The organism is Streptomyces sp. NPDC001137 (assembly GCF_040298885.1).
Taxonomy (GTDB): domain Bacteria; phylum Actinomycetota; class Actinomycetes; order Streptomycetales; family Streptomycetaceae; genus Streptomyces.
The window spans coordinates 21,049-41,402 of sequence record NZ_JBEPBA010000034.1 but is presented as its reverse complement, the minus strand read 5'-3'; the positions used below and the strand labels follow the sequence as shown (position 1 = coordinate 41,402).

The following is a 20,354-nucleotide window of genomic DNA, read 5'->3' as shown; positions in this document are numbered from 1 at the left end:
CATGCCAGTGGCCCGCTTCCGCTCCGTCGTCCTCGACTGCCCCGACCCGCGCGCTCTCGCCCGCTTCTACGCGGGCGTCGCGGGCGGTACGCCCGAGGAGGAGGACCCCGACTGGGTCGTCCTGCACATCCCGGGCGGGCCGCGTCTCGCCTTCCAGCGGGCGGAGGGCCTCACCCCGCCCGAGTGGCCGCGCGCGGACCGCAACGCGCAGCAGTTCCACCTCGACTTCGACGCCGGGTCGACCTGGGAGGAGATCGACGCGGCGCACGAGAAGGTGCTGGCGCTGGGGGCGCGGCCGCTCGACCTGGAGGACCGGGAGAAGAAGGACTTCCAGGTGTACGCCGATCCGGCCGGGCATCCGTTCTGCCTGTGCCGGATCAGCGAACCCTAGACCGGCCGTCGACATCCGCGATCGTCGCCGTCGAGGGTTCCCGGCGCTGCTGGAGCGCGCGGGCCGTGAAGTCGGCGGTGCGCAGGACACGCTGCACGTTTCCCCAGGTCAGCAGGGCGATGTCGGGCTCGGACCAGCCGCGGTTGAGAAGTTCGGCGATCAGCTGCGGGTAGCAGGAGGCGTCGTCCAGGTCCCGGGGGTGGGAGGTGCCCGCGTCGTAGGTGCCGGACAGGCCGACGCAGTCCGGGCCCGCCACCTCGCGCACATGGTCGAGGTGGTCGGCGACGTCGTGGACGGAGGGGCCCGTCTGGTCGGGCATCAGCGGCACCATGCACAAGCCCTTGGCGGCGCCCAGCCGGGTGAGCAGGTCGTCGGAGAGATTGGCCGGGTGGGGGCGCAGGGTGGCGGCGGCGGAGCGGGTGAACAGGACCGGTGCCCTGGAGACCGACAGGGTGCGACGGACGGTGTCGGAGGAGGCGCCGGAGAGGTCGGCGAGCACACCGAGCCGGTTCATCTCCCGCACCACTTCCTCGCCGAACCGGGTCAGCCCGTCCTCGCTCGCCCAGGACACCCCGGACAGGGTGAGGACGCGCAGGCCGAGGGTGTGCAGGGCGCGCAGGATGCCGAGGGAGTCGCCCAGCGAGGCGGCTTCTGCGGGGCCCAGCAGCACGCCGATACGGCCGCAGTTGTGGGCGTCGGTGGCCTGCCCGGCGGTGCAGACGAGGCGCAGCCCCTCGGGGTGGGCGCGGGCCACGGTGTTCACCAGGTCCAGCTGCTCCAGGGTCGCCGCGACGATCCGGTCCCCGTCGATGCCCTCCGGCAGGTGCAGCGACCCGAACAGCATGCCGACGTGCCCCTCCTGCAGCCGCGGCACATCCGTCTCGACGTCGCTCTCGCCGAGCTCCAGGTCGTACCAGGACAGATGCCTCAGGGCCCAGGGCAGCCCGTTGTAACCGTCGGCGACGGGATGGACGGCGAGGATGGCGTGGGCGCGCTCCATGGGGGCGGCGCCCGGATCGGAGACGGGCTGGTAGGGCCCGGCCTGAAAGGGGTCCGGCAGGCCGATGCCGTCAAGCTCCCCGATGGTCTGCAGTTCGTCGTCCTGGAGGTCTGCCATGGCGGGCTCCGTACGTCGTGAATCGTCCCCAAGGGGTACGGTTCACCGTCGCACGGGGGCGCGGGGCGCTTCCTGATGAGTGGGGCGTTCGGGGGTACCGGGCCCGGATCGGCACCCCCGGCGGTCAGCCGTCCAGGGACTCGATCGTCGCGTTGGAGGCCGGGCGGGTCGCCTGGAGCTCGCGGGCCACGTCCTCCGCCGCGCCCAGTACCCGTACCGAGTTCTGCCAGGTCAGCTTGGCCAGGTCGGGCTTCGACCAGCCTCGGTAGAGGAGTTCGGCGATCAGGTTCGGATAGCCCGAGACGTCGCTGAGACCGTCCGGGGTGAAGGCCGTGCCGTCGTAGTCGCCGCCGATGCCGAGGTGGTCGATGCCGGCGACCTCGCGCATGTGGTCCAGGTGGTCGGCGACCGTCGAGACCGTGGCGACCGGGCGCGGGTTGCGCTCCTCGAAGGCGCGGTGCACCTTCATCGCCTCGGGGGTCGTCTCGAGGTGGTGGAAGCCGTGCGAGCGCAGGTTCTCGTCAGCGGCGGCCGTCCAGTCCACGGCCGCCTGGAGGACGAACTTCGGCACGAACGTCACCATCGCCACGCCGCCGTTCCCGGGCAGGCGTTCCAGCACGTCGTCCGGGATGTTGCGCGGGTGGTCGCAGACGGCCCGGGAGGAGGAGTGGGAGAAGATCACCGGCGCGGACGTGGCGTCCAGCGCGTCGCGCATGGTCGTCGCCGCCACGTGCGAGAGGTCGACGAGCATGCCGAGGCGGTTCATCTCCCGGACCACCTCGCGGCCGAAGGCCGTGAGGCCGCCGACGCTCGGCTCGTCGGTCGCCGAGTCCGCCCACGGGATGTTGTCGTTGTGGGTGAGCGTCATGTAGCGCACGCCCAGCCCGTACAGACCGCGCAGCGTGCCGAGCGAGCAGGCGATGGAGTGCCCGCCCTCCGCGCCCATGAGGGAGGCGATACGGCCGTCCCGGCGCGCCGCCTCCATGTCGGCGGCCGTCAGCGCGGGCGCCAGGTCCGCCGGGTAGCGCGCCAGCAACTGCCGTACGCAGTCGATCTGTTCGAGCGTCGCGGGCACCGCGTCCGGCAGGTCCGAGCGGACGTACACCGACCAGTACTGCGCGCCGACGCCGCCCTCGCGCAGACGCGGGATGTCGGTGTGCAGATGGGCGTTCTGGTGTACGGCGATGTCGCGGGCGTCGAGGTCGTAGCGGACCTGCCCCCGCAGCGCCCAGGGCAGGTCGTTGTGGCCGTCGACGACCGGGAACTCGGCGAGGAGCTCCCGGGCCGCCTCCAGTGCGGCGGAGGTCATCGCCGTCACTTCCGCGAGCCGAAGCCGAAGCCGTTCGACCCCTCGACCTTGGCGCGCAGGCGCTTGCCCTTCTCGGTGGCCTGGTCGTTCAGCTCCTGCTGGAACTCCCGCATGCGGCCCAGGAGTTCGTCGTCCTGGGTGGCCAGGATGCGGGCCGCGAGCAGACCCGCGTTGCGGGCGCCTGCGACGGAGACGGTCGCGACGGGCACGCCGGCCGGCATCTGCACGATCGACAGCAGGGAGTCCATGCCGTCCAGGTACTTCAGCGGCACCGGGACGCCGATGACCGGCAGCGGGGTGACGGAGGCGAGCATCCCGGGGAGGTGGGCGGCACCCCCGGCGCCCGCGATGATCACCTTGAGTCCCCGCTCGGCGGCCTGCTCGCCGTACGTGATCATCTCGCGCGGCATGCGGTGCGCGGAGACGACGTCGACCTCGTAGTCGATCTCGAACTCGTCGAGGGCCTGGGCGGCGGCCTCCATGACGGGCCAGTCGGAGTCGGAGCCCATGACGATGCCCACGAGGGGGCCGGATTCAAAGGGGTGCGCGTCAGCGCTCGTTGAGGGGCGGTGGTCGGGTGACGGGCGGGCGCTCATTCGGTGATCGTGCCTCTCAGGTAACCGGCTGCGTGACGTGCGCGCTCGAGGACGTCGTCCAGGTCGTCGCCGTAGGTGTTGACGTGGCCCACCTTGCGGCCGGGCTTCACGTCCTTGCCGTACATGTGGATCTTCAGCTTCGGGTCGCGGGCCATGCAGTGCAGATACGCGGAGTACATGTCCGGGTAGTCGCCGCCGAGCACGTTGACCATGACGGTCCACTTGGCGCGCGGGCGCGGGTCGCCGAGCGGGAGGTCGAGGACCGCGCGGACGTGGTTGGCGAACTGGGAGGTGATCGCCCCGTCCTGGGTCCAGTGGCCGGAGTTGTGCGGGCGCATCGCGAGCTCGTTGACGAGGATGCGGCCGTCGCGGGTCTGGAACAGCTCGACGGCGAGGTGGCCGACGACGTCCAGCTCCTTCGCGATGCGCAGCGCCATCTCCTCCGCCCGCAGGGCGAGGGTCTCGTCCAGGTCGGGCGCGGGCGCGATCACGGTGTCGCACACGCCGTTCACCTGCTGGGACTCGACGACCGGGTAGGCGACCGCCTGGCCGTGCGGGGAGCGCACGACGTTCGCCGCCAGCTCCCGTACGTAGTCGACCTTCTCCTCGGCGAGGACCGGGACACCCGCGCGGAACGGGTCCTCGGCCTCGGTCACGTCGTCGACGACCCACACGCCCTTGCCGTCGTAGCCGCCGCGGACGGTCTTGAGGACGACCGGGAAGCCGTCCCCCTCCGCCGCGAAGGCGGCCACGTCCGCCGGATCGGTCACGATCCGGTGCCGCGGGCACGGCACACCGATCGCGTCGAGCCGCGCGCGCATCACGCCCTTGTCCTGGGCGTGCACGAGCGCGTCGGGGCCCGGGCGCACGGGGATGCCGTCCGCCTCCAGAGCCCTGAGGTGCTCGGTGGGTACATGTTCGTGATCGAAAGTGATCACATCGCAGCCCCTCGCGAACTCGCGCAGCGTGTCGAGGTCGCGGTAGTCGCCGATGACGACATCGCCGACGACCTGCGCCGCGGAATCCTGAGGGGTGTCACTGAGGAGCTTGAACCTGATGCCCAGCGGGATGCCTGCCTCGTGTGTCATACGAGCGAGCTGGCCCCCGCCGACCATGCCGACTACCGGGAACGTCACGCCCCTAGGGTATCGGCCACGCCGGGTCGGCCGGTTTCCGGCCGTTTCCGGGGCCTCTTACCCCCGCCTTTCCGGGCTTTTCCGGTCCTCTTCCCCACTTCTGTCCCAGCCGTGAACACAACGACAAGCGTTTGAGAAGGGGGGGTGGTTAGCATGGCTGAGTTGACGAAACCGATCGAATGGGGGCCTGCACGGCCATGGGACATGGTTCCGCCGGGCTGCGAAGGCTCGCACACGAGGTTGCCAAGTTCGGTGCGGTGGGTGCCCTGGGCACCGTCGTGAACTTCGGAGTCTCCAATCTGCTGTGGCACCTCACGAGCCTGCAGGCCGTACGCGCCAATGTGATCGCCACCGTGGTCGCGATCGGCGTCAACTACCTGGGGTTCCGCTACTTCACCTACCGTGACCGCGACAAGAGCGCCCGGACCAAGGAGCTCTCGCTCTTCCTGGCCTTCAGCGCGGTCGGCCTGGTGATCGAGAACGGCATCCTGTACGCGGCCATCTACGGCTTCGGCTGGGAGAGCTCCCTGGAGCGCAACATCTTCAAGGTCGTCGGCATCGGCCTCGGCACGCTGTTCCGGTTCTGGTCGTACCGCACCTGGGTGTTCAAGGCCCTGCCCGTCAACGATGCCGTCGCCGACGCCGAATCGTTCCTGGAAGCGGCCGAGACGGCCGAGGCCCACCGCCCGAAGCCCGAGGCGCGCGTCAGCTGAACCGCCGCCGGATGTCGAACATGCGGCTCCCGCCACACGGGCGCGACCACCCACGCTGAAGCCGCAGACAACCGACGCCCCATCGCCGCACTCCTGGCGGAGCGCCTAGCGGACCATCGGCTCCTCGTCCTCCGCCGGCGGCCGCTTCAGCGGCGTGCGCGACAGGAACAGGCCGAACACCGGCGGCTGGGTCTGCAGCATCTCCAGACGGCCGCCGTCCGCCTCCGCCAGGTCCCGCGCCACCGCCAGCCCGATGCCCGTGGAGTTCCGTCCGCTGATCGTGCGCTCGAAGATCCGCGCGCCGAGGTCGGCGGGCACGCCCGGTCCCTCGTCGGTGACCTCCACGACCGCCTGGTTGCCAGTCACCCGGGTCCGCAGCGCCACCGTGCCCCCGCCGTGCATCAGCGAGTTCTCGATCAGCGCCGCCAGCACCTGGGCGACCGCGCCCGGCGTGCCGACCGCCTGGAGATGCCGCTTGCCGGAGCTCACGATCGCCCGGCCGGCCTGGCGGTAGGCGGGCCGCCACTCGGCGAGCTGCTGCTGGATGACCTCGTCGAGGTCGAAGGAGACGGCGCTGCCGGTGCGGGGGTCACGGGCGTTGGTCAGCAGCCGCTCCACCACGTCCGTCAGCCGCTCGACCTGGGTGAGGGCGACATTGGCCTCCTCCTTCACCGTGTCCGGGTCGTCGGTGAGGGTGATCTCCTCCAGCCGCATCGACAGCGCGGTCAGCGGTGTGCGCAGCTGGTGGGAGGCGTCGGCGGCCAGGCGCCGCTCGGCGGTGAGCATGCGCCCGATGCGCTCGGCCGAGGAGTCGAGGACGTCCGCCACCCGGTCCAGCTCGGGAACGCCGTACCGCTTGTGACGGGGCCGCGGGTCGCCGGAGCCTAGCCGCTCGGCGGTCTCCGCGAGGTCGGTGAGCGGGGAGGCGAGCCGGTTGGCCTGCCGGATCGCCAGCAGTACGGCGGCCACCACCGCGAGCAGCGCGACCAGCCCGATGATCAGCAGGGTGCGGCCGACCTCCCGGCTCACGGTCGAGCGCGGCTCCTCGACGACGACCCGCTCGCCCTCCTCGCCCGTCGCCCGGCCGCGGATGACCTCGCCCTCGGGCTTGGTGCCGACCGCGATGGCCGGCTGCCCCGGGATCTTGATCACGGCGTACCGCTCCCCCGTGACCTGCCCCTTCAGAACCTCCGCGCTGATCGTCCCGGCCCCGACGAGCCGGCTGTCCACGATGCTGGCCAGCCGCTGCGCCTCGGAGCTCACCCGCTCCTGGGCGCTGTTGCTGATGGTTCGCGTCTCGACGATGACGAGGGACACACCGAAGACGGCGATGACCACGAGCACGACGGCAAGCGTGGACTGAATGAGACGACGACGCACGAGGCCCTCCGGGCAGTGGCTTTACGACGACCAGTGTGCCTCTGGGCCCTGCCGTCTCCGACCGGCTACTGCTAGCTCTTCTCGAACCGGAAACCCACGCCCCGCACGGTGGCGATGTACCGGGGGTTCGCCGCGTCGTCGCCCAACTTCTTGCGCAGCCAGGAGATGTGCATGTCGAGGGTCTTGGTGGACGACCACCAGGTGGTGTCCCACACCTCGCGCATCAGCTGGTCCCGGGTGACGACCCGGCCCGCGTCCCGCACCAGCACCCGCAGCAGGTCGAACTCCTTGGCGGTGAGCTGGAGTTCCTCGTCGCCCATCCACGCCCGGTGCGACTCTACGTCGATCCGCACGCCGTGCGTGGCGGGCGGCTGCGCCGGCTCGGCCGCACCGCGCCGCAGCAGGGCCCGGACACGCGCGAGCAGTTCGGCGAGCCGGAAGGGCTTGGTGACGTAGTCGTCGGCACCGGCGTCGAGGCCGACGACGGTGTCCACCTCGTCGGCACGCGCGGTCAGGATGAGGATCGGCACGGTGTGGCCTTCGGCGCGCAGCCGGCGGGCGACCTCGAGGCCGTCCATGCCGGGCAGACCGAGGTCCAGCACGACCAGGTCGATGCCGCCGGCGTTTCCGGCGTCGAGCGCGGTGGGTCCGTCCTCGCGCACCTCGACCTCGTAACCTTCCCGGCGCAGGGCACGGGCCAGCGGCTCCGAGATGGACGCGTCGTCCTCGGCGAGCAGTACACGGGTCATGAGGTGATGGTAGTCCGCTCTTGACAGGTGCTGTGGTGTGATCGGCACCCGTGGTTCTTACCTTTGGACGCTTCGGAGCGAACCTGTGTCTGTGCGGTGTGATCGTCGAAGAGACCTTGGAATAGGCGTGTATGGTTCCAGCTCCGCCTGTGATCCCCGTCTCAAGTCCTTCCATATCCGGCAGTGTCCTGCCGTATGGTGAAACAACGCCTGTAGCACTGCGGGGACCTTTGGCAGCGATTTGACGCCGAAGGTCTCTTTTGTGTGCGGTAAACCCCCACCAGCACAGCAAGGAACGACCATGGCGTCCAGCCTGACGAAGGACTCGGTCCGCCCGGACACCCCCGGCTCCGAGAAGACCTTCTTCGGCCACCCTCGCGGACTGGCCACACTCTTCATGACCGAGATGTGGGAGCGGTTCTCCTACTACGGCATGAGGGCCCTGCTCCCGCTCTACCTCGTGGCCCCGGGTGGCCTGCACCTGAACGCGGGCACGGCGACTGCGATCTACTCGGTGTACGTGTCGCTCGTGTACCTGCTCGCCCTGCCCGGAGGCTGGGTCGCGGACCGCTTCCTCGGCCCCCGCAAGACGGTGGCCGTCGCGGGCATCATCATCATGCTCGGCCACCTGTGCCTGGCGCTGCCGGTCGCGGCCAGCTTCTTCGTGGGCCTCGGCCTCGTCGCCATCGGCTCGGGTCTGCTGAAGGCCAACATCTCCACGATGGTCGGTCACCTCTACAAGGGTCCGGAGGACCCGCGCCGTGACGGTGGCTTCACGCTCTTCTACATCGGCATCAACCTGGGCGCCTTCGCCGCGCCGCTGGTCATCGGCACCGTCGGTGAGAAGTACGACTGGCACCTCGGCTTCGCGCTGGCCGCGCTCGGCATGGGGCTGGGTCTGGCCCAGTACCTGCTCGGCAGCCGTCACCTGAGCGAGAAGAGCAGCGTCGTCCCCACGCCGCTGTCCGCCGAGGAGAAGTCCGCCACGCTGCGCAAGGGCCTGGTCTGGCTGGCGATCGCCGTGGTCTTCTACGGTGTCGTCGGCCTCTCCGGCCACTTCACCCTGAACTGGGCGCTGATCCCGCTGACCCTCATCGGTCTGATCGTGCCGATCTTCGTCATCGCCCGCATCCGCCGGGACAAGGACCTGGACCCGGCCGAGCGTTCCAAGGTGTCGGCGTACGTCTGGTTCTTCGTGGCCGCCGCCGTCTTCTGGATGATCTACGACCAGGGCGGTTCGACCCTGTCGATCTTCGCCGACGGCAAGGCCGAGAACACCATCCTCGGCTGGGAGTTCCCGGTCTCCTGGTACCAGTCGGTCAACCCGGTCATGATCATGGCGCTGGCGCCCGTCTTCGCCTGGCTGTGGCTGTGGCTGAACCGGCGCGGCAAGGAGCCGAGCACGATCGTGAAGTTCGCCTCCGGCCTGGTGCTGATCGGTGCGTCGTTCTTCCTCTTCCTCGCTCCGCTGTCGATCGCCGAGGGCGGTCACAAGGCCGCGGCGATGTGGCTGGTCGCGATCTACTTCGTCCAGACGATCGGTGAGCTGACGCTGTCCCCGGTGGGTCTGTCCGTGACGACGAAGATGGCGCCGAAGAAGTACGCCTCCCAGATGATGGGCGTCTGGTTCCTCGCGGTCACCGCGGGCGACTCGATCACGGCCCTGCTGTCGAACCCTGCTGTCGGCGGGGTCAACCTCGACAAGACGGGCTTCGTCGCCCTGGAGGCGGTGCTCGCCGTGATCGCGGGTGTCGCGGTGTGGATGTTCCGCAGCAAGGTCAACAAGCTGATGGGCGACGTGCACTGACGTTGCCCCGCCCGAGAGGGCCGCTGCGCCCGGTGGTGCAGCGGCCCTCTCCGTTGTCCCTCCATGTCGCTACCGAACCCGGCGGCGGCCCGGCAGGAACGTGAAGATCGCCGCGCCGAGCAGAACCGCCGTGCCTGCCACCAACCCCAGAGCCTTCACGGCCCCATGGCTGTCCGAACCCGTTTCCGCCAGGCCGCCGCTCGACGAACCGGTGGACGACGTGCCGCCGGACGTCGACGACGAACCGCCCGACGCGCCGCTCGCCTGCTGGGTCGTGTCCAGGGTCAGGGAGACCTCGGTCCTGTCCGGCTTGCAGGTGGTCGTCGTGCCCAGGGCGTTGATCGTGAGGACGCCCGGGGACAGGGTCGACTTGCCGTCCGCGCCCGGTTTGTAGGTGCCCGTCAGGTCGGGGATCTCGATCGGTTCGCCGGACTTGATGTCCTTGGAGTTGGTGGGCCCCTCCACATGCACCGTGCCCTTGTCGGCGCCGCCCAGGACCACCTCCATCGACGGCTTCACCGAGCCCTTGGGGATGTCGGCGGGGCTGTCCATCACCGACTTCTTGAACTGCACGGTGAGGTCGAAACTGCCGCCGTTCTTCCTGGCGTCGATCTGGATGGGCGAGGTCGCCTTCTTCTCGCCGATGGGCGACTGGCAGGTGTACGGGATGTCGACCTCCTTGCCGGTGAAGTCGGTCTGGCCGCTGCCGGTGCCGTCACTGGCGGAAGCGGAGGCCGACGCGGACGGCGAGGACGACGGGGAGGCCGAGTCCGTCGGCTCCGGTGTGGTGCTCGACGAGCTGCCGTCGCCCGGCGCCACCTCGATCGTCGCCGCCTTCTGCACGGTCTCCTTCGGCGTGCACTTGGTGTCCGTCGACATGGCGTTGACGGTGTACGCGTCCGGGGTCAGCGTCACCTCGCCCGGTGCCGTCAGCTTCAGGGTGCCCTTCATGTCGGACAGCACCATGGCACCGCCCTTGGGGATGGCCGGGTTCGTGCGCGTGCCCTGCATGGCGATGTCGGCGGCCTGCGCGCCTGCCGCCTTCAACACCCCGGACGGCTGGACCGAGTTGGCGGGCAGGTCGATGATGTCCGGGTTCTTAGAGGCGGCCTGGACGAACTTCCATACGACGTCCACCGTGTCGCCCACCTTGGCCGTGGCCGGCGCGGTGATCTCGACCTTCGTGGTGCCGTCCACGGGAGTGATGCCCGCGGGCGGCACGCAGTGCGTCGCGAACGACACCTCGGCGGCCTGCGCGGGACCGGCGGCCAGGCCCAGCAGGATGCCTGCCGATCCCAGTACCAGCGCGGCGCCCGCCGCACCCGCTCTCCCGCTGCCGGCCGGTGTGACTCTCCTGCGCTTTCTCACGGGGGTCCCTTCCTGGTGGGAGTCGTAGGACTCGTCGGGCTGTCGTCGTGGTGCGGTGCGGAGAGCCGACCGGCCGTGCCCGGATCGGAGTCCGGGGTGAACCACGGCAGGGTCGAGTTCGAGGGGGGCTCCTGAGCCGGCTTGGTGGTGAACTTCGGCAAGCGCAGGGCCAGTTCGGGCAGGCGCAGCCCCCGGTGCCGGAGGCCGCCGGCGCGGCGCGGCCGTACCCGGTCCACGACCGCCATCCCGGCGCGGAACACCGCGGCCGGCACGACCACACAGACCAGCAGCCAGAACAGGGTCACGCCCCAGGGGCGGTCCACGCCCCAGGGCTGCTCGGCGAGGACCCTGCCGCTGTACTTGAGGGAGACGGTGTAGTCGCCGTGCGCGCCCGCCGTCAGCTCGACGGGGAGTCTGATCTGCGCCTTCTTGCCGGGTGCGATGGTGCCGCGCCACTCCTGGTCCTCCCACTGCGGGGCGAACACCCCGTGCGAGGTGCCCAGCTGGAAGACCGGGTTTTTGATCGCGGTGGTGCCGGCGTTGCCGACGGTGAACACGAGGGTGCGTGCGGGCGGCGCGCCGAACCAGGTGAGCAGTCCGCTCGACCCGTCGAGCCGGGTGTCCGTGAGGACCGACAGCCGCCCGCCGGAGGGCTCGGCCGGCAGCGGTTCGACGGCGTGCCCGGCCACCTGGAGGACCGCGTCCGCCTGGGCCTTCGCGCCCTCGACGGTCGCCACGTGCACCACGCACGGGCACGGCACCGGCGGCTCCGCGACCGGCAGCTTCTTGCTGAAGGAGCCCTTGGCGTCGGTGGTGACGGCCCTTCCGTCCGAGTTGGCGCAGGAGTTGGTGCCGCCGATCACCCCCCGGGACGGGGTCGCCTGCCCGCAGATCAGCATCATCAGCAGGGCGTGCGAACGCCACCCGCTGCCGCTGACGGTGACCGAACCACCGGTACCGGCCTGGGACTTGGAGAGCCTGACGGTCGGCCCGTCCGCCGCAGCCGTGCCCGCCAGGGGCAGCAGGAGCAGCGCGAGCACCACCGGCAAGGCCGTGATCCGCAGCTTGCCGTTCACGTCACCGCTCCCGTCAACTCGACTTCCGTACGCGAGGGTTCGGGCGCCTCGCCGTCAGCCGTACGGGGCCTGCGATGCCGTAGGCCCCGTACGAGAAGCAGCGCACCCCCTGCCGCCACCGCACCCGCAACCCCCGTCACCGCCCCCCACGGCACGAACCGCGCCGACGCGCCGGCCGAGTCGTGCGCGCCGCCCGCCGCCGTCACGGTCAGCCGGACGTCGACCGAGTCCAGGGCGGGGCGGCCGGGCCAGGGTTCGGCGAGACGGAGGCGGTGGCCGGGGCGGAGGCGGATCGGCAGGGTGCGCGGGGCCCGGTCCAGAACCGGCCCGAAGACCCCGTCGGCGCGCACGGCGAGGCTCGGCACAAGCACCGTGGTACCGCGATTGACCAGGTCGTACGTGATGCGATCACCGCGCACGGACACATGCTCGACGGTCAGCGCGGACAGCGCCGGTCCGCCCACCCGCAGCCGGACCGGAACCGCGGCCCGGCGGCCGTCCTGGTCTCGGGCGACGATCTCACCACTGCGGTCACCGCGCGCACTCACCGCGAACGGCACATCGGCGCGGGTGCGGGCGGGCACGCGCACCCGGTCGGCGGCAAAGGTGACCGGAACCCCCCTGCCGCTCAGCCGCACCGTGACCGCCCGCCCACTCCGGTTGACCACGGACACCGCATCCTGCAGAACGGCCCCGGGCGCACCTTCGGCATAAAGGGCCGGACGTCCACCTCCGGAGGGCACAACCGACCACCCGTCGGCGGCGGCAGCCACCGGCGCGGCGGTCAGCACGAGCAGGACGGAAACGAACGTCACACGGGAGGCACATGGCATCCGGCGGCTCCAGCGGTCGTAGCTCGACGGTGGTGCAGCGCCCCGAAGGGGCGGGGGGGCTGTATCGATATGCGGCTCCGCCGCGTGGGCGCGACCAGCCACGGCGGCGCCGCAGACAATCCACGACTCACCGCGGCACAGCCGAGAACCGTTACCGCCGGGCCACCTGATTCCGCCGAGTCACCCACAACGCCCCCGCCGCGCCGGCAAGCAGCACCGTCCCACCGAGCGTGCCCAGCGCGACGGCGGAGTCATCGGGCCCGGTCTGCGGCAGGGACCCGCCGGAATCCGCCCCGCCCTGACTGCCCCCGGCGGAGCCCCCCGCAGCTGTCACATCAAGGCTGAGCGCCGGCCCCGGATGGTTCGACGGCGTGCACGTGGTCGTCGTACCGAGCGCCTTGATCGTCAGGATGCCCGGAGTGAAGGTCACTTTCCCGGTCTTCTTCGGCGTGTACGTTCCCGTCAAGTCGTTGATCTTGATGGGGGTGTTGGCGGGGATCGCCGCCTGGTTGGCGGGCCCGGAGACGGACACCGTGCCGCTGTCGGCGCCGCCCAGCACGATGGTGGCGCTCGGGTTCATCGCCCCCTTGCCCAGTTCGACCGGGCTGGAGGAGACGCCCTTCTGCCACGACATGGTGAGCTTGTACGCGCTGCCGCTCTTGACGCTCTTGATGTCGATGGGCGAGACGGCGCTCTTGTTGCCGATCGGCGTCTTGCACTGGTAGTTGACGTCGACGACCGTGGCCTCGGCCGCGGGGGCGGCGAGCAGCACCGCCGAGCCGGCCAGGGCCGCGGCGGACGCGAGCGCGGCGGTTCGATTCCGGTACGACACGATTCCGCTCCCTCTTCGAGATCCTCGGGTTCCCCTGCCACTTCCTGACGGCACATCAGATTCGGCCGTCAAGGTACGCCCGGGCCCTTGAGGAGGGAAGAGAAGGTGCGCGCCGGAGTTGTGGGGATCCGGCGCGCACGGGGAGGGGTTCGAGTGGAGGGGGTGACCGTGGGTAACCATGGGCTAGTGCGCTCGCAGGACCTCCGGCACTCCCCACCGCCGCAGCACCTCCGGCACCGCCACCGTGCCGTCCGCCCGCTGGTGCTGCTCCAGGAGCGCGGGCAGCAGACGGCTGGTGGCGAGACCCGAGGCGTTGAGGGTGTGGACGTACGCCGCCTTGCCACCGCCGGCCGGGCGGCAGCGCACGGCGCCGCGTCGCGCCTGGTAGTCGCGGGCGTTCGACACCGAGCTGACCTCGGCGTACGCCCCCAGGCTCGGCAGCCAGACCTCCACGTCGTACGTCTTGGCCTGGGCGGGGCTGGTGTCCCCGGCCGCGAGTTTGGTGACGCGGTAGTGCAGGCCGAGTCCGGCGACCAACTCCTCGGCGCGGGCGAGCAGTTCCAGCTGCGCGGCATCCGAGTCCCCCGGGCGCGTGTACTGGAAGAGCTCGACCTTGTTGAACTGGTGGCCGCGCAGGGTGCCCCGGTCCGCGGTGCGGTGGCCGCCGCTCTCCTTGCGGTAACAGGGTGTGTAGGCGACGTACTTGAGCGGCAGCTCCCGCTCGTCGAGGGTCTCGCCGCGGTGCAGGCCGGCCAGGGCGGTCTCGGCGGTGGGCAGGAGGAAGTGCTCGCCCACGCGGAAGACCTCGTCGGCGAACTTCGGGAACTGTCCGGCCGTATAGCCCGCTTCATGGGTGAGCAGGTGCGGCGGCAGCACGAACTCGTAGCCCGCCCGGCGGTGCGTGTCCAGGAAGTGATTGAGCAGCGCCCACTCCAGGGCCGCGCCCTCGCCCCGGTAGATCCAGTAGCCGCTGCCCGCGAGTGCCGCACCCCGCCGGTAGTCGACGAGGCCGAGGTCCTGGGCGAGCCGCACATGGTCCTTGGGCGCGAAGCCGAACGCGGGCGGGGTGCCCACGGCCCGTACGACCTGGTTGTTCTCCTTGCCGCCCGCGACGACGTCGTCGTCCGGGAGGTTGGGCAGGGCGTCGAGGAAGTCCTGGTGCCGGCGTGCGAGCCGGTCGAGCCCGGCCTCGGCCTGGGCCAGCTGGTCGGCCAGGGCCCCGGCCGCCGCCTGGAGCTCGTCGGCGTTCTCGCCGGCCCGTCGGCGTACGGCGATGTCCGCCGAGATGCGCCTGCGCTCGCCGCGCAGCCGCTCCACGGCCGTGCGGGCCTCGCGGAAGGCGGCGTCCAGGGCGAGGAAGGCCGGGATGTCGGCATCGACGGCCCGCTTGGCGAGGGCCGCGCGAGCCTGGTCGGGATGGTTTCGGATGAGGGTGACGTCGAGCATGGTGCGCGCTCCGTCCGGTTCTGCCAGAGCGGCACGCGCCGCCCCGGGGATGGTCCCTCGGGGCGTGGGCGAGAGGGTGCTCGCGGTGCCACCACGCCTTCACCGCCGTACGAACGCGTCTCGCGGCTGTACGACGGCCTCGTTCTGGCCCGATGACGGGGGCCGGCCGGCGGGGCATTTCCTCCCCGCACTCGGGAGTGGATTCGCTTCGGTCGCGTGGGCCTCGGCTACTTGTCTCCGTCAGCGCGTTGCAGACGAGGGTAGAGAGCCTGCCCCACCGGCGGAAACGAATTTCTCGCCCCTTACGCCGGGGCGCCCAGCTCCGCCCACACGGTCTTGCCGGTCACTCCCGGTGTCCGTACGACGCCCCAGTCCAGACAGAGCCGCTGCACGATGAACATGCCGTGCCCGCCGGGGCGGCCCGCGCGGTGCGGGGTGCGGGGTGCCGGCTGGCCCGGACCCTTGTCCGAGACCTCGATGCGGATCACCTTGTTGTCGCAGGAGATCCACAGCTCGTCCGGGCCCTCGGCGTGCAGACAGGCGTTGGTGACCAGCTCGGAGACGACGAGCAGCACGTCCTCGGCGGCGGCCCGCCGGTCGGCCGTGGCGGCGGGAAGCCAGCCCCATGCGTACAGCGCCTGGCGGGTGAAGTCGCGGGCGAGCGGCACGACACCGCTCTCGCCGTCGAAGTTCAGCCTGCGGACCTGGCCGCCGCCCGCGGACGACGCGGGCGCAGCCGACGACGGGGTCCCGTCGCCCTCGGACGCCCCGGAAGCGCCGCTCGGCTCCGGGCCGCGGTCGCCCGGCGAGTAAGGCCGGGTGGTGCTCATCAGCGCTTCACCTCACCGCTTCACCGATTCACCAGTTCACGATTCAAGAGTCAGTTCACGATCCAAGAGTCATTTACGTACCCCTGCCGACAGGATGTCTCCTGCCCGACCGAACCGGCAGAACACCCCCCTATTCGGCCCGGAACGCGTGGCGCCCGGAAAGTGCCGGTCACACAGGGGTGAGCGGGACGGGACACGGGCTCGCAGAGCCGGCCGGGCGAAGCCGGCGTCAGCCGGCCTCATCGGCCAGGGCCGCCTCGAGCGTGTCATGCACGGTGAAGACCGCTTCCGCCCCGGTGATCTCGAAGACGCGCGCCACCACGGGCTGCATCCCCGCGAGATGCACCCCGCCCCCGGCGGCCTCCGCCTTCAGGCGCGCGCCGAGCAGCACGTTGAGCCCCGTGGAGTCGCAGAACTCCAGCCGTGTGCAGTCCACCACCAGCCGGCTGAATCCCTTGGCGAGGCATTCCTCGAGTGGCTCACGCAACAGATCGGCGGTGTGGTGATCCAACTCACCCACCGGGGTCACGACGGCGCTGGAGCCCTCTTCCCCGACCTCCACCAGTAGCCGGCCCGACTGTGCGCTGCCGACCGTCCCGCGGTCCATGCCGTCTTTCTCCCGACGTCGTGGCTGCTGACTCACGCCCTCGAACACTACGCCTTCCTCACACTCTCCGACACCCGAACAACCGCACGCAAACGGACATATCCCCACAGAACGCACTTGCGGCGGGCGTGGGAAAGCGGGTAGGGCTAGTAGGGATACGTAACCGACACGGCCGGCTTTGGAGGCGCCGCACACCGCAGTGCACGCACTGGCTTCGGCAGCCATATGCCGAGAACGATGGAGGACATCATGTCACCCCGGCTCGACGGATCGCATACCCAGGAGGCGACGTCGACATCCCCTCCGGAACATCTGGATCCCATCGAGAGCATCGAGAGCATCGACCCAGACACGCCTGCCGGGCTGGCAGGCCTTCCGGAGATCCCCCCGTACGACGAAGTGGGACCGGTAGACGCCCGAGCGCTCTCCAAGACCCTCTTCGAGCGCCTTGAGTCCCTCGAGGAAGGCACGCACGAATACTCGTACGTGCGCAACACCCTCGTCGAGCTCAACCTCGCGCTGGTCAAGTTCGCCGCCTCCCGCTTCCGCTCACGGAGCGAGCCGATGGAGGACATCATCCAGGTCGGCACGATCGGCCTGATCAAGGCGATCGACCGGTTCGAACTGGCGCGGGGTGTCGAGTTCCCCACGTTCGCCATGCCGACCATCGTCGGCGAGATCAAGCGCTTCTTCCGCGACACCTCGTGGTCCGTACGCGTACCGCGCAGGCTGCAGGAGCTCCGGCTCGACCTGGCCAAGGCCGGTGACGAGCTGGCCCAGAAGCTGGACCGGGCGCCCACGGTGGCGGAGCTCGCGGAGCGCCTCGAGCTGACCAGGGACGAGGTCGTCGAGGGCATGGCGGCGTCGAACGCCTACACCGCCTCCTCGCTGGACGCCCAACCCGAGGAGGACGACGCCGAGGGCGCGCTGGCGGACCGGATCGGGTACGAGGACCACGGGCTCGAAGGCATCGAGTACGTCGAGTCGTTGAAGCCGCTGATCGCCGAACTCCCGCCCCGGGACCGGCAGATCCTCTCCCTGCGCTTCGTCGCGGGCCTGACCCAGTCCGAGATAGGCGAAGAGCTCGGCATCTCGCAGATGCATGTGTCGCGGCTGCTGTCGCGGACGCTGATGCGCTTGCGCAAGGGCCTGACCCTCGAGGAGTGACGCTCTCCTTTGTGACGCCTCTTTCCGAGCGCGGTCCGTCCGGTTGCCGGGCGGGCCGCGCTCAGGCGTTCCCTGGGTTACCCACAGAAACTCTTTTCCCAGAGGTTTCCATCCATCACTATGGGCCCCCATACCCGCCGGTAGGTCAATATCCCGGCGGGCAGCAAGGGTGCAAGGAGGCGGGCGGATGGCTCGGGCCGACGGGACCGACGACGGAGTCGAGACCGGGAGCGGCCGGGGGTCCGGGGGCATCCCCCGGAACGAGGTGCTTGCGGGCGCGTCCGACGCGCGGCTGACCGAACTGCTGCGCACCAGCACCCCCACCCTCTATCCGGCCCTGCAGGAGCTCCGTGCCCGCCATCAGCCGGCGGTCCTTGGCTACGCCCGGCTGTGCACGGCGAGCGAGTCCGCCGCACGCGACCTGGCCGCGCAGGCGTTCACCCTGGCGGCCCGGCAGACGGCACGCGGCACCGAACCCCTGGTCCCCCTTCGACTTCATCTCCTCCTGCTGACCGGGCAACTGGCCGCCTCCTGGGCGGCCGGCGAGCGAGCCGGCGGTCTCGACCCGGGCCTGCTGCTCGTCCTGACCACGGCGGGCTCAGACGTCCCCGTACCGCCCATGCTCACCGCCTTCCGGTCCCTCCCGTCCCGCGCCCAGGGCCTCGTCTGGTACGGCATCGTGGAGCAGGAGACCGAGGACAGGACGGCGGCCTTCCTCGGCCTGACCCGCGAGGACGTGGGCCACGAGACCGCCTCCGCCCTGCAGGCCATGGGCCAGGCGTGCCTGCGTGCCCGCCTGACGGCCTCGGCCGACCCGCGCTGCGGCAACTTCGGCCGGCTCATCGAGGAGTCGGTACGGCCCCACAGCCCGCGCACCAGCGCCGACCTGCGGGCCCACATGGTGCACTGCGCCCACTGCACGACGGCCTACGAGGAACTGTCGGCCCTGCGCGACGCGCCCCGCACCGCGCTGGCCGAGGGCCTGCTGCCGTGGGCGGGCAAGGCGTATGTCACGACGCCCGAGGCGCCGCGTCCCAAGCCCCGTGCGGACGACTCCCCCTGGCCTCCCTCCCGGCGCCTCCTGCTGACCTCGATCGCCGTCGGAGTGGCCCTGGCGCCCCTGCTCATCTTCCTGCTCTCCCAGGCCGCTTCACCGTCCTCGCCGCCCCAGGAGGCGGCGGGCTCGGTGGGTACGCCGACGGTCCCGGCGCCGGTCACGGTCACGGCGACGGTCTCCGTCGCCCCCTCGCCCTCGCCGTCACCATCGGCGAAGAGCAAGTCGCCCTCGCCGATGCGGAGTTCCACCCCGTCCAGGCGGCCCTCGAAGTCGCCTTCGAAGTCTCCGAAGCCCTCCCCCTCCCCCACCCACGCCCCCAACGGCACGTTCGCGCAGATCGTGAACGTCGCCACCGGCCGGTGCCTGGACGTCCGCGACGGCGACTTCGAGAAAGGCACCGACGTCATCACTGCCCCCTGCTCCTCGTCCCGCACCCAGCGCTGGCGCGTCGACTCCGCGCGCGGGGTGGTGCAGTCGTCCGCCGACCCTGACTACTGCCTGGACAGCCGGGGCGATGTGGACAGGGGTGTGGGCATCTGGGAGTGCGACTCGGTGTACAGCAGGAACGGCCAGAACCTGATGTTCATGGTGGACGCCGACGGTGTGATCCGGCCCGCGATCGCCATCGAGACGGCGCTGACGCCCTACCGGGGCGACGGGCTGTCGCTGCGGCCGCTGGACGACAGTGCCGAGCAGCGCTGGCGGGCGGGTGCCTCCTGAACGGGAGGCCCGGTCAGACCTCCCGCACGCCCCGCCGCCACACCCCGGTGACCAGCGGCACACCCGGCCGATAGGCGAGGTGGACGTGGCTCGGGGCGTCGAGGGTGATGAGGTCCGCGCGGGCGCCGGCACTCAGGCGGCCGATGTCGTCCCGGCGCAGGGCCCGGGCGCCGCCCGCCGTGGCCGACCAGACCGCCTCGTCCGGGGTCATCCCCATGTCCCGCACCGCGAGGGCGATGCAGAACGGCACGGACGAGGTGAAGGACGAGCCCGGATTGCAGTCGGTGGAGAGGGCGACCGTGGCGCCCGCGTCGAGGAGACGGCGGGCGTTCGGCCACTCGGCGCGGGTGGAGAACTCGGCGCCGGGCAGGAGGGTGGCGACGGTGGCGCTGCCCGCGAGTGCGTCGACGTCCGCGTCCGTGAGGTGGGTGCAGTGGTCGGCGCTCGCGGCATCGAGCTCGACCGCCAGCTGGACGCCGGGGCCGTAGGAGAGCTGGTTGGCGTGGACGCGCGGGTGCAGGCCCCTGGCCTTGCCCGCGGTGAGGATCGCGCGGGCCTGGTCGCCGTCGAAGGCGCCCTTCTCGCAGAAGACGTCGATCCAACGGGCGTACGGCGCGCAGGCGTCGAGCATCTCGCCGGTGACCAGGGCGACATAGCCGGCGGGGTCGTCGGCGTAGTCGGGGGAGACGATGTGGGCGCCGAGGTAGGTGACCTCGTCGGTGTGGGTGGCGGCGATGCGCAGGGCGCGGGCTTCGTCCTCGGTGGTCAGGCCGTAGCCGGACTTCGTCTCGAAGGTCGTGGTGCCCTGACGCAGGGCCTCGGCGAGGTAGCGGGTGAGGTTGGCCTCCAGCTCCTCGTCGCTCGCGGCGCGGGTGGCGGCGACGGTGGTGCGGATGCCGCCCGCGCTGTAGGACCGCCCGGACATCCGGGCGTTGAACTCCTGCGTCCGGTCGCCCGCGAAGACCAGGTGGGAGTGCGAGTCGACGAAGCCGGGCAGGACCGCCCGGCCGCCGGCGTCGACCCGGTTGTCAGTGGCGGGTGCTTTGCTTGATTCACCGGTCCACGCGACACGGTCGCCGTCGATGACGAGCGCCGCGTCCTGGATCAGTCCGAGGGGGGAGCCGTCACCGAGGGAGGGGTCGTTGGTGACCAGTGTGGCGATGTTGGTGATGACGGTGCTGCTCATCGTCGTGTCCTCGTGGGTGGCCGGACGGGGGATG

General features: G+C 70.9%; 19 protein-coding genes. 5 read left to right on the top strand and 14 right to left on the bottom strand.

Going from position 1 to position 20,354, the window contains the following annotated elements; genetic code table 11:
• Position 1 precedes the first annotated feature (1 nt).
• The gene (locus ABT254_RS41855) at positions 2–391 is read left to right on the top strand and encodes a VOC family protein (RefSeq protein ID WP_351482738.1); all 390 of its coding nucleotides are present in this window, start codon (positions 2–4) and stop codon (positions 389–391) included.
• Here ABT254_RS41855 and ABT254_RS41850 read toward each other — a convergent pair.
• From ABT254_RS41850 to ABT254_RS41835, 4 genes are all read right to left on the bottom strand, one after another.
• On the bottom strand, positions 378–1,508 hold the full coding sequence (locus ABT254_RS41850; RefSeq protein WP_351482736.1) for a dipeptidase: 1,131 nt from the start codon (positions 1,506–1,508) through the stop codon (positions 378–380). The two genes, ABT254_RS41855 and ABT254_RS41850, sit on opposite strands and share 14 nt — an antisense overlap.
• A gap of 124 nt (positions 1,509–1,632) precedes the next feature.
• Positions 1,633–2,817 (bottom strand): dipeptidase, encoded by a 1,185-nt coding sequence (locus ABT254_RS41845; RefSeq protein WP_351482734.1) that lies wholly within the window; start codon positions 2,815–2,817, stop codon positions 1,633–1,635.
• A gap of 5 nt (positions 2,818–2,822) precedes the next feature.
• Positions 2,823–3,326: a 5-(carboxyamino)imidazole ribonucleotide mutase gene (purE, locus tag ABT254_RS41840; protein ID WP_099934186.1), complete on the bottom strand. Its 504-nt coding sequence runs from the start codon at positions 3,324–3,326 to the stop codon at positions 2,823–2,825.
• Positions 3,327–3,409: 83 nt separating this feature from the next.
• Positions 3,410–4,549 (bottom strand): 5-(carboxyamino)imidazole ribonucleotide synthase, encoded by a 1,140-nt coding sequence (locus ABT254_RS41835; protein WP_351482732.1) that lies wholly within the window; start codon positions 4,547–4,549, stop codon positions 3,410–3,412.
• 197 nt (positions 4,550–4,746) lie between these two features.
• On the opposite strand from ABT254_RS41835, the gene ABT254_RS41830 reads away from it, so the two are divergent.
• Positions 4,747–5,262, top strand: a complete 516-nt coding sequence (locus ABT254_RS41830) for a GtrA family protein (RefSeq protein WP_351482731.1) — start codon at positions 4,747–4,749, stop codon at positions 5,260–5,262.
• 105 nt (positions 5,263–5,367) lie between these two features.
• On the opposite strand, the gene ABT254_RS41825 is transcribed toward ABT254_RS41830, so the two are convergent.
• Entirely contained in the window at positions 5,368–6,642 is a 1,275-nt protein-coding gene (locus ABT254_RS41825) for a sensor histidine kinase (RefSeq protein WP_351482730.1), read from the bottom strand.
• Between the two features lie 71 nt (positions 6,643–6,713).
• On the bottom strand, positions 6,714–7,391 hold the full coding sequence (locus tag ABT254_RS41820) for a response regulator transcription factor (protein WP_030941720.1): 678 nt from the start codon (positions 7,389–7,391) through the stop codon (positions 6,714–6,716).
• 301 nt (positions 7,392–7,692) lie between these two features.
• On the opposite strand from ABT254_RS41820, the gene ABT254_RS41815 reads away from it, so the two are divergent.
• On the top strand, positions 7,693–9,198 hold the full coding sequence (locus ABT254_RS41815; protein ID WP_351482729.1) for a peptide MFS transporter: 1,506 nt from the start codon (positions 7,693–7,695) through the stop codon (positions 9,196–9,198).
• Positions 9,199–9,267: 69 nt separating this feature from the next.
• Here the strand turns inward: ABT254_RS41815 and ABT254_RS41810 are convergent, their stop codons facing one another.
• The 7 genes from ABT254_RS41810 to ABT254_RS41780 all read right to left on the bottom strand — a co-directional run bounded on the left by ABT254_RS41810 (position 9,268) and on the right by ABT254_RS41780 (position 16,190).
• On the bottom strand, positions 9,268–10,566 hold the full coding sequence (locus ABT254_RS41810) for a hypothetical protein (RefSeq protein ID WP_351482727.1): 1,299 nt from the start codon (positions 10,564–10,566) through the stop codon (positions 9,268–9,270).
• The gene (locus ABT254_RS41805; RefSeq protein ID WP_351482725.1) at positions 10,563–11,642 is read right to left on the bottom strand and encodes a hypothetical protein; all 1,080 of its coding nucleotides are present in this window, start codon (positions 11,640–11,642) and stop codon (positions 10,563–10,565) included. Before ABT254_RS41805 ends, ABT254_RS41810 begins: the two co-directional genes overlap by 4 nt.
• Positions 11,639–12,475 (bottom strand): hypothetical protein, encoded by an 837-nt coding sequence (locus ABT254_RS41800; protein ID WP_351482723.1) that lies wholly within the window; start codon positions 12,473–12,475, stop codon positions 11,639–11,641. Before ABT254_RS41800 ends, ABT254_RS41805 begins: the two co-directional genes overlap by 4 nt.
• A gap of 151 nt (positions 12,476–12,626) precedes the next feature.
• Complete coding sequence (locus ABT254_RS41795) at positions 12,627–13,307, bottom strand: LPXTG cell wall anchor domain-containing protein (RefSeq protein ID WP_351482721.1); 681 nt, start codon at positions 13,305–13,307, stop codon at positions 12,627–12,629.
• 183 nt (positions 13,308–13,490) lie between these two features.
• Positions 13,491–14,753, bottom strand: coding sequence for a serine--tRNA ligase (gene serS, locus ABT254_RS41790; protein ID WP_351482719.1), 1,263 nt, complete (start codon positions 14,751–14,753; stop codon positions 13,491–13,493).
• Positions 14,754–15,055: 302 nt separating this feature from the next.
• Positions 15,056–15,583, bottom strand: a complete 528-nt coding sequence (locus tag ABT254_RS41785; RefSeq protein ID WP_351482717.1) for an ATP-binding protein — start codon at positions 15,581–15,583, stop codon at positions 15,056–15,058.
• A gap of 229 nt (positions 15,584–15,812) precedes the next feature.
• Positions 15,813–16,190: an STAS domain-containing protein gene (locus ABT254_RS41780; protein WP_351482804.1), complete on the bottom strand. Its 378-nt coding sequence runs from the start codon at positions 16,188–16,190 to the stop codon at positions 15,813–15,815.
• A gap of 237 nt (positions 16,191–16,427) precedes the next feature.
• Between ABT254_RS41780 and ABT254_RS41775 the strand changes: the two genes are divergently transcribed.
• The gene (locus tag ABT254_RS41775; RefSeq protein ID WP_351482715.1) at positions 16,428–17,357 is read left to right on the top strand and encodes an RNA polymerase sigma factor SigF; all 930 of its coding nucleotides are present in this window, start codon (positions 16,428–16,430) and stop codon (positions 17,355–17,357) included.
• Between the two features lie 187 nt (positions 17,358–17,544).
• A complete protein-coding gene (locus ABT254_RS41770) occupies positions 17,545–19,134 on the top strand; it encodes a ricin-type beta-trefoil lectin domain protein (protein WP_351482713.1) in 1,590 nt (529 codons plus the stop codon).
• Between the two features lie 13 nt (positions 19,135–19,147).
• On the opposite strand, the gene hutI is transcribed toward ABT254_RS41770, so the two are convergent.
• Positions 19,148–20,320, bottom strand: coding sequence for an imidazolonepropionase (gene hutI / locus ABT254_RS41765; protein WP_351482711.1), 1,173 nt, complete (start codon positions 20,318–20,320; stop codon positions 19,148–19,150).
• Positions 20,321–20,354 lie beyond the last annotated feature (34 nt).

What these genes read in the sequence shown, in the direction of transcription:
- ABT254_RS41855 (WP_351482738.1), top strand. Translation starts at nt 2, where the DNA reads ATGCCAGTGGCCCGCTTCCGCTCCGTCGTCCTCGACTGCCCCGACCCG.
- ABT254_RS41850 (WP_351482736.1), bottom strand. Translation starts at nt 1,508, where the DNA reads ATGGCAGACCTCCAGGACGACGAACTGCAGACCATCGGGGAGCTTGAC.
- ABT254_RS41845 (WP_351482734.1), bottom strand. Translation starts at nt 2,817, where the DNA reads ATGACCTCCGCCGCACTGGAGGCGGCCCGGGAGCTCCTCGCCGAGTTC.
- purE (WP_099934186.1), bottom strand. Translation starts at nt 3,326, where the DNA reads ATGGGCTCCGACTCCGACTGGCCCGTCATGGAGGCCGCCGCCCAGGCC.
- ABT254_RS41830 (WP_351482731.1), top strand. Translation starts at nt 4,747, where the DNA reads ATGGGACATGGTTCCGCCGGGCTGCGAAGGCTCGCACACGAGGTTGCC.
- ABT254_RS41820 (WP_030941720.1), bottom strand. Translation starts at nt 7,391, where the DNA reads ATGACCCGTGTACTGCTCGCCGAGGACGACGCGTCCATCTCGGAGCCG.
- ABT254_RS41815 (WP_351482729.1), top strand. Translation starts at nt 7,693, where the DNA reads ATGGCGTCCAGCCTGACGAAGGACTCGGTCCGCCCGGACACCCCCGGC.
- ABT254_RS41800 (WP_351482723.1), bottom strand. Translation starts at nt 12,475, where the DNA reads ATGCCATGTGCCTCCCGTGTGACGTTCGTTTCCGTCCTGCTCGTGCTG.
- serS (WP_351482719.1), bottom strand. Translation starts at nt 14,753, where the DNA reads ATGCTCGACGTCACCCTCATCCGAAACCATCCCGACCAGGCTCGCGCG.
- ABT254_RS41785 (WP_351482717.1), bottom strand. Translation starts at nt 15,583, where the DNA reads ATGAGCACCACCCGGCCTTACTCGCCGGGCGACCGCGGCCCGGAGCCG.
- ABT254_RS41780 (WP_351482804.1), bottom strand. Translation starts at nt 16,190, where the DNA reads ATGGACCGCGGGACGGTCGGCAGCGCACAGTCGGGCCGGCTACTGGTG.
- ABT254_RS41775 (WP_351482715.1), top strand. Translation starts at nt 16,428, where the DNA reads ATGGAGGACATCATGTCACCCCGGCTCGACGGATCGCATACCCAGGAG.
- ABT254_RS41770 (WP_351482713.1), top strand. Translation starts at nt 17,545, where the DNA reads ATGGCTCGGGCCGACGGGACCGACGACGGAGTCGAGACCGGGAGCGGC.
- hutI (WP_351482711.1), bottom strand. Translation starts at nt 20,320, where the DNA reads ATGAGCAGCACCGTCATCACCAACATCGCCACACTGGTCACCAACGAC.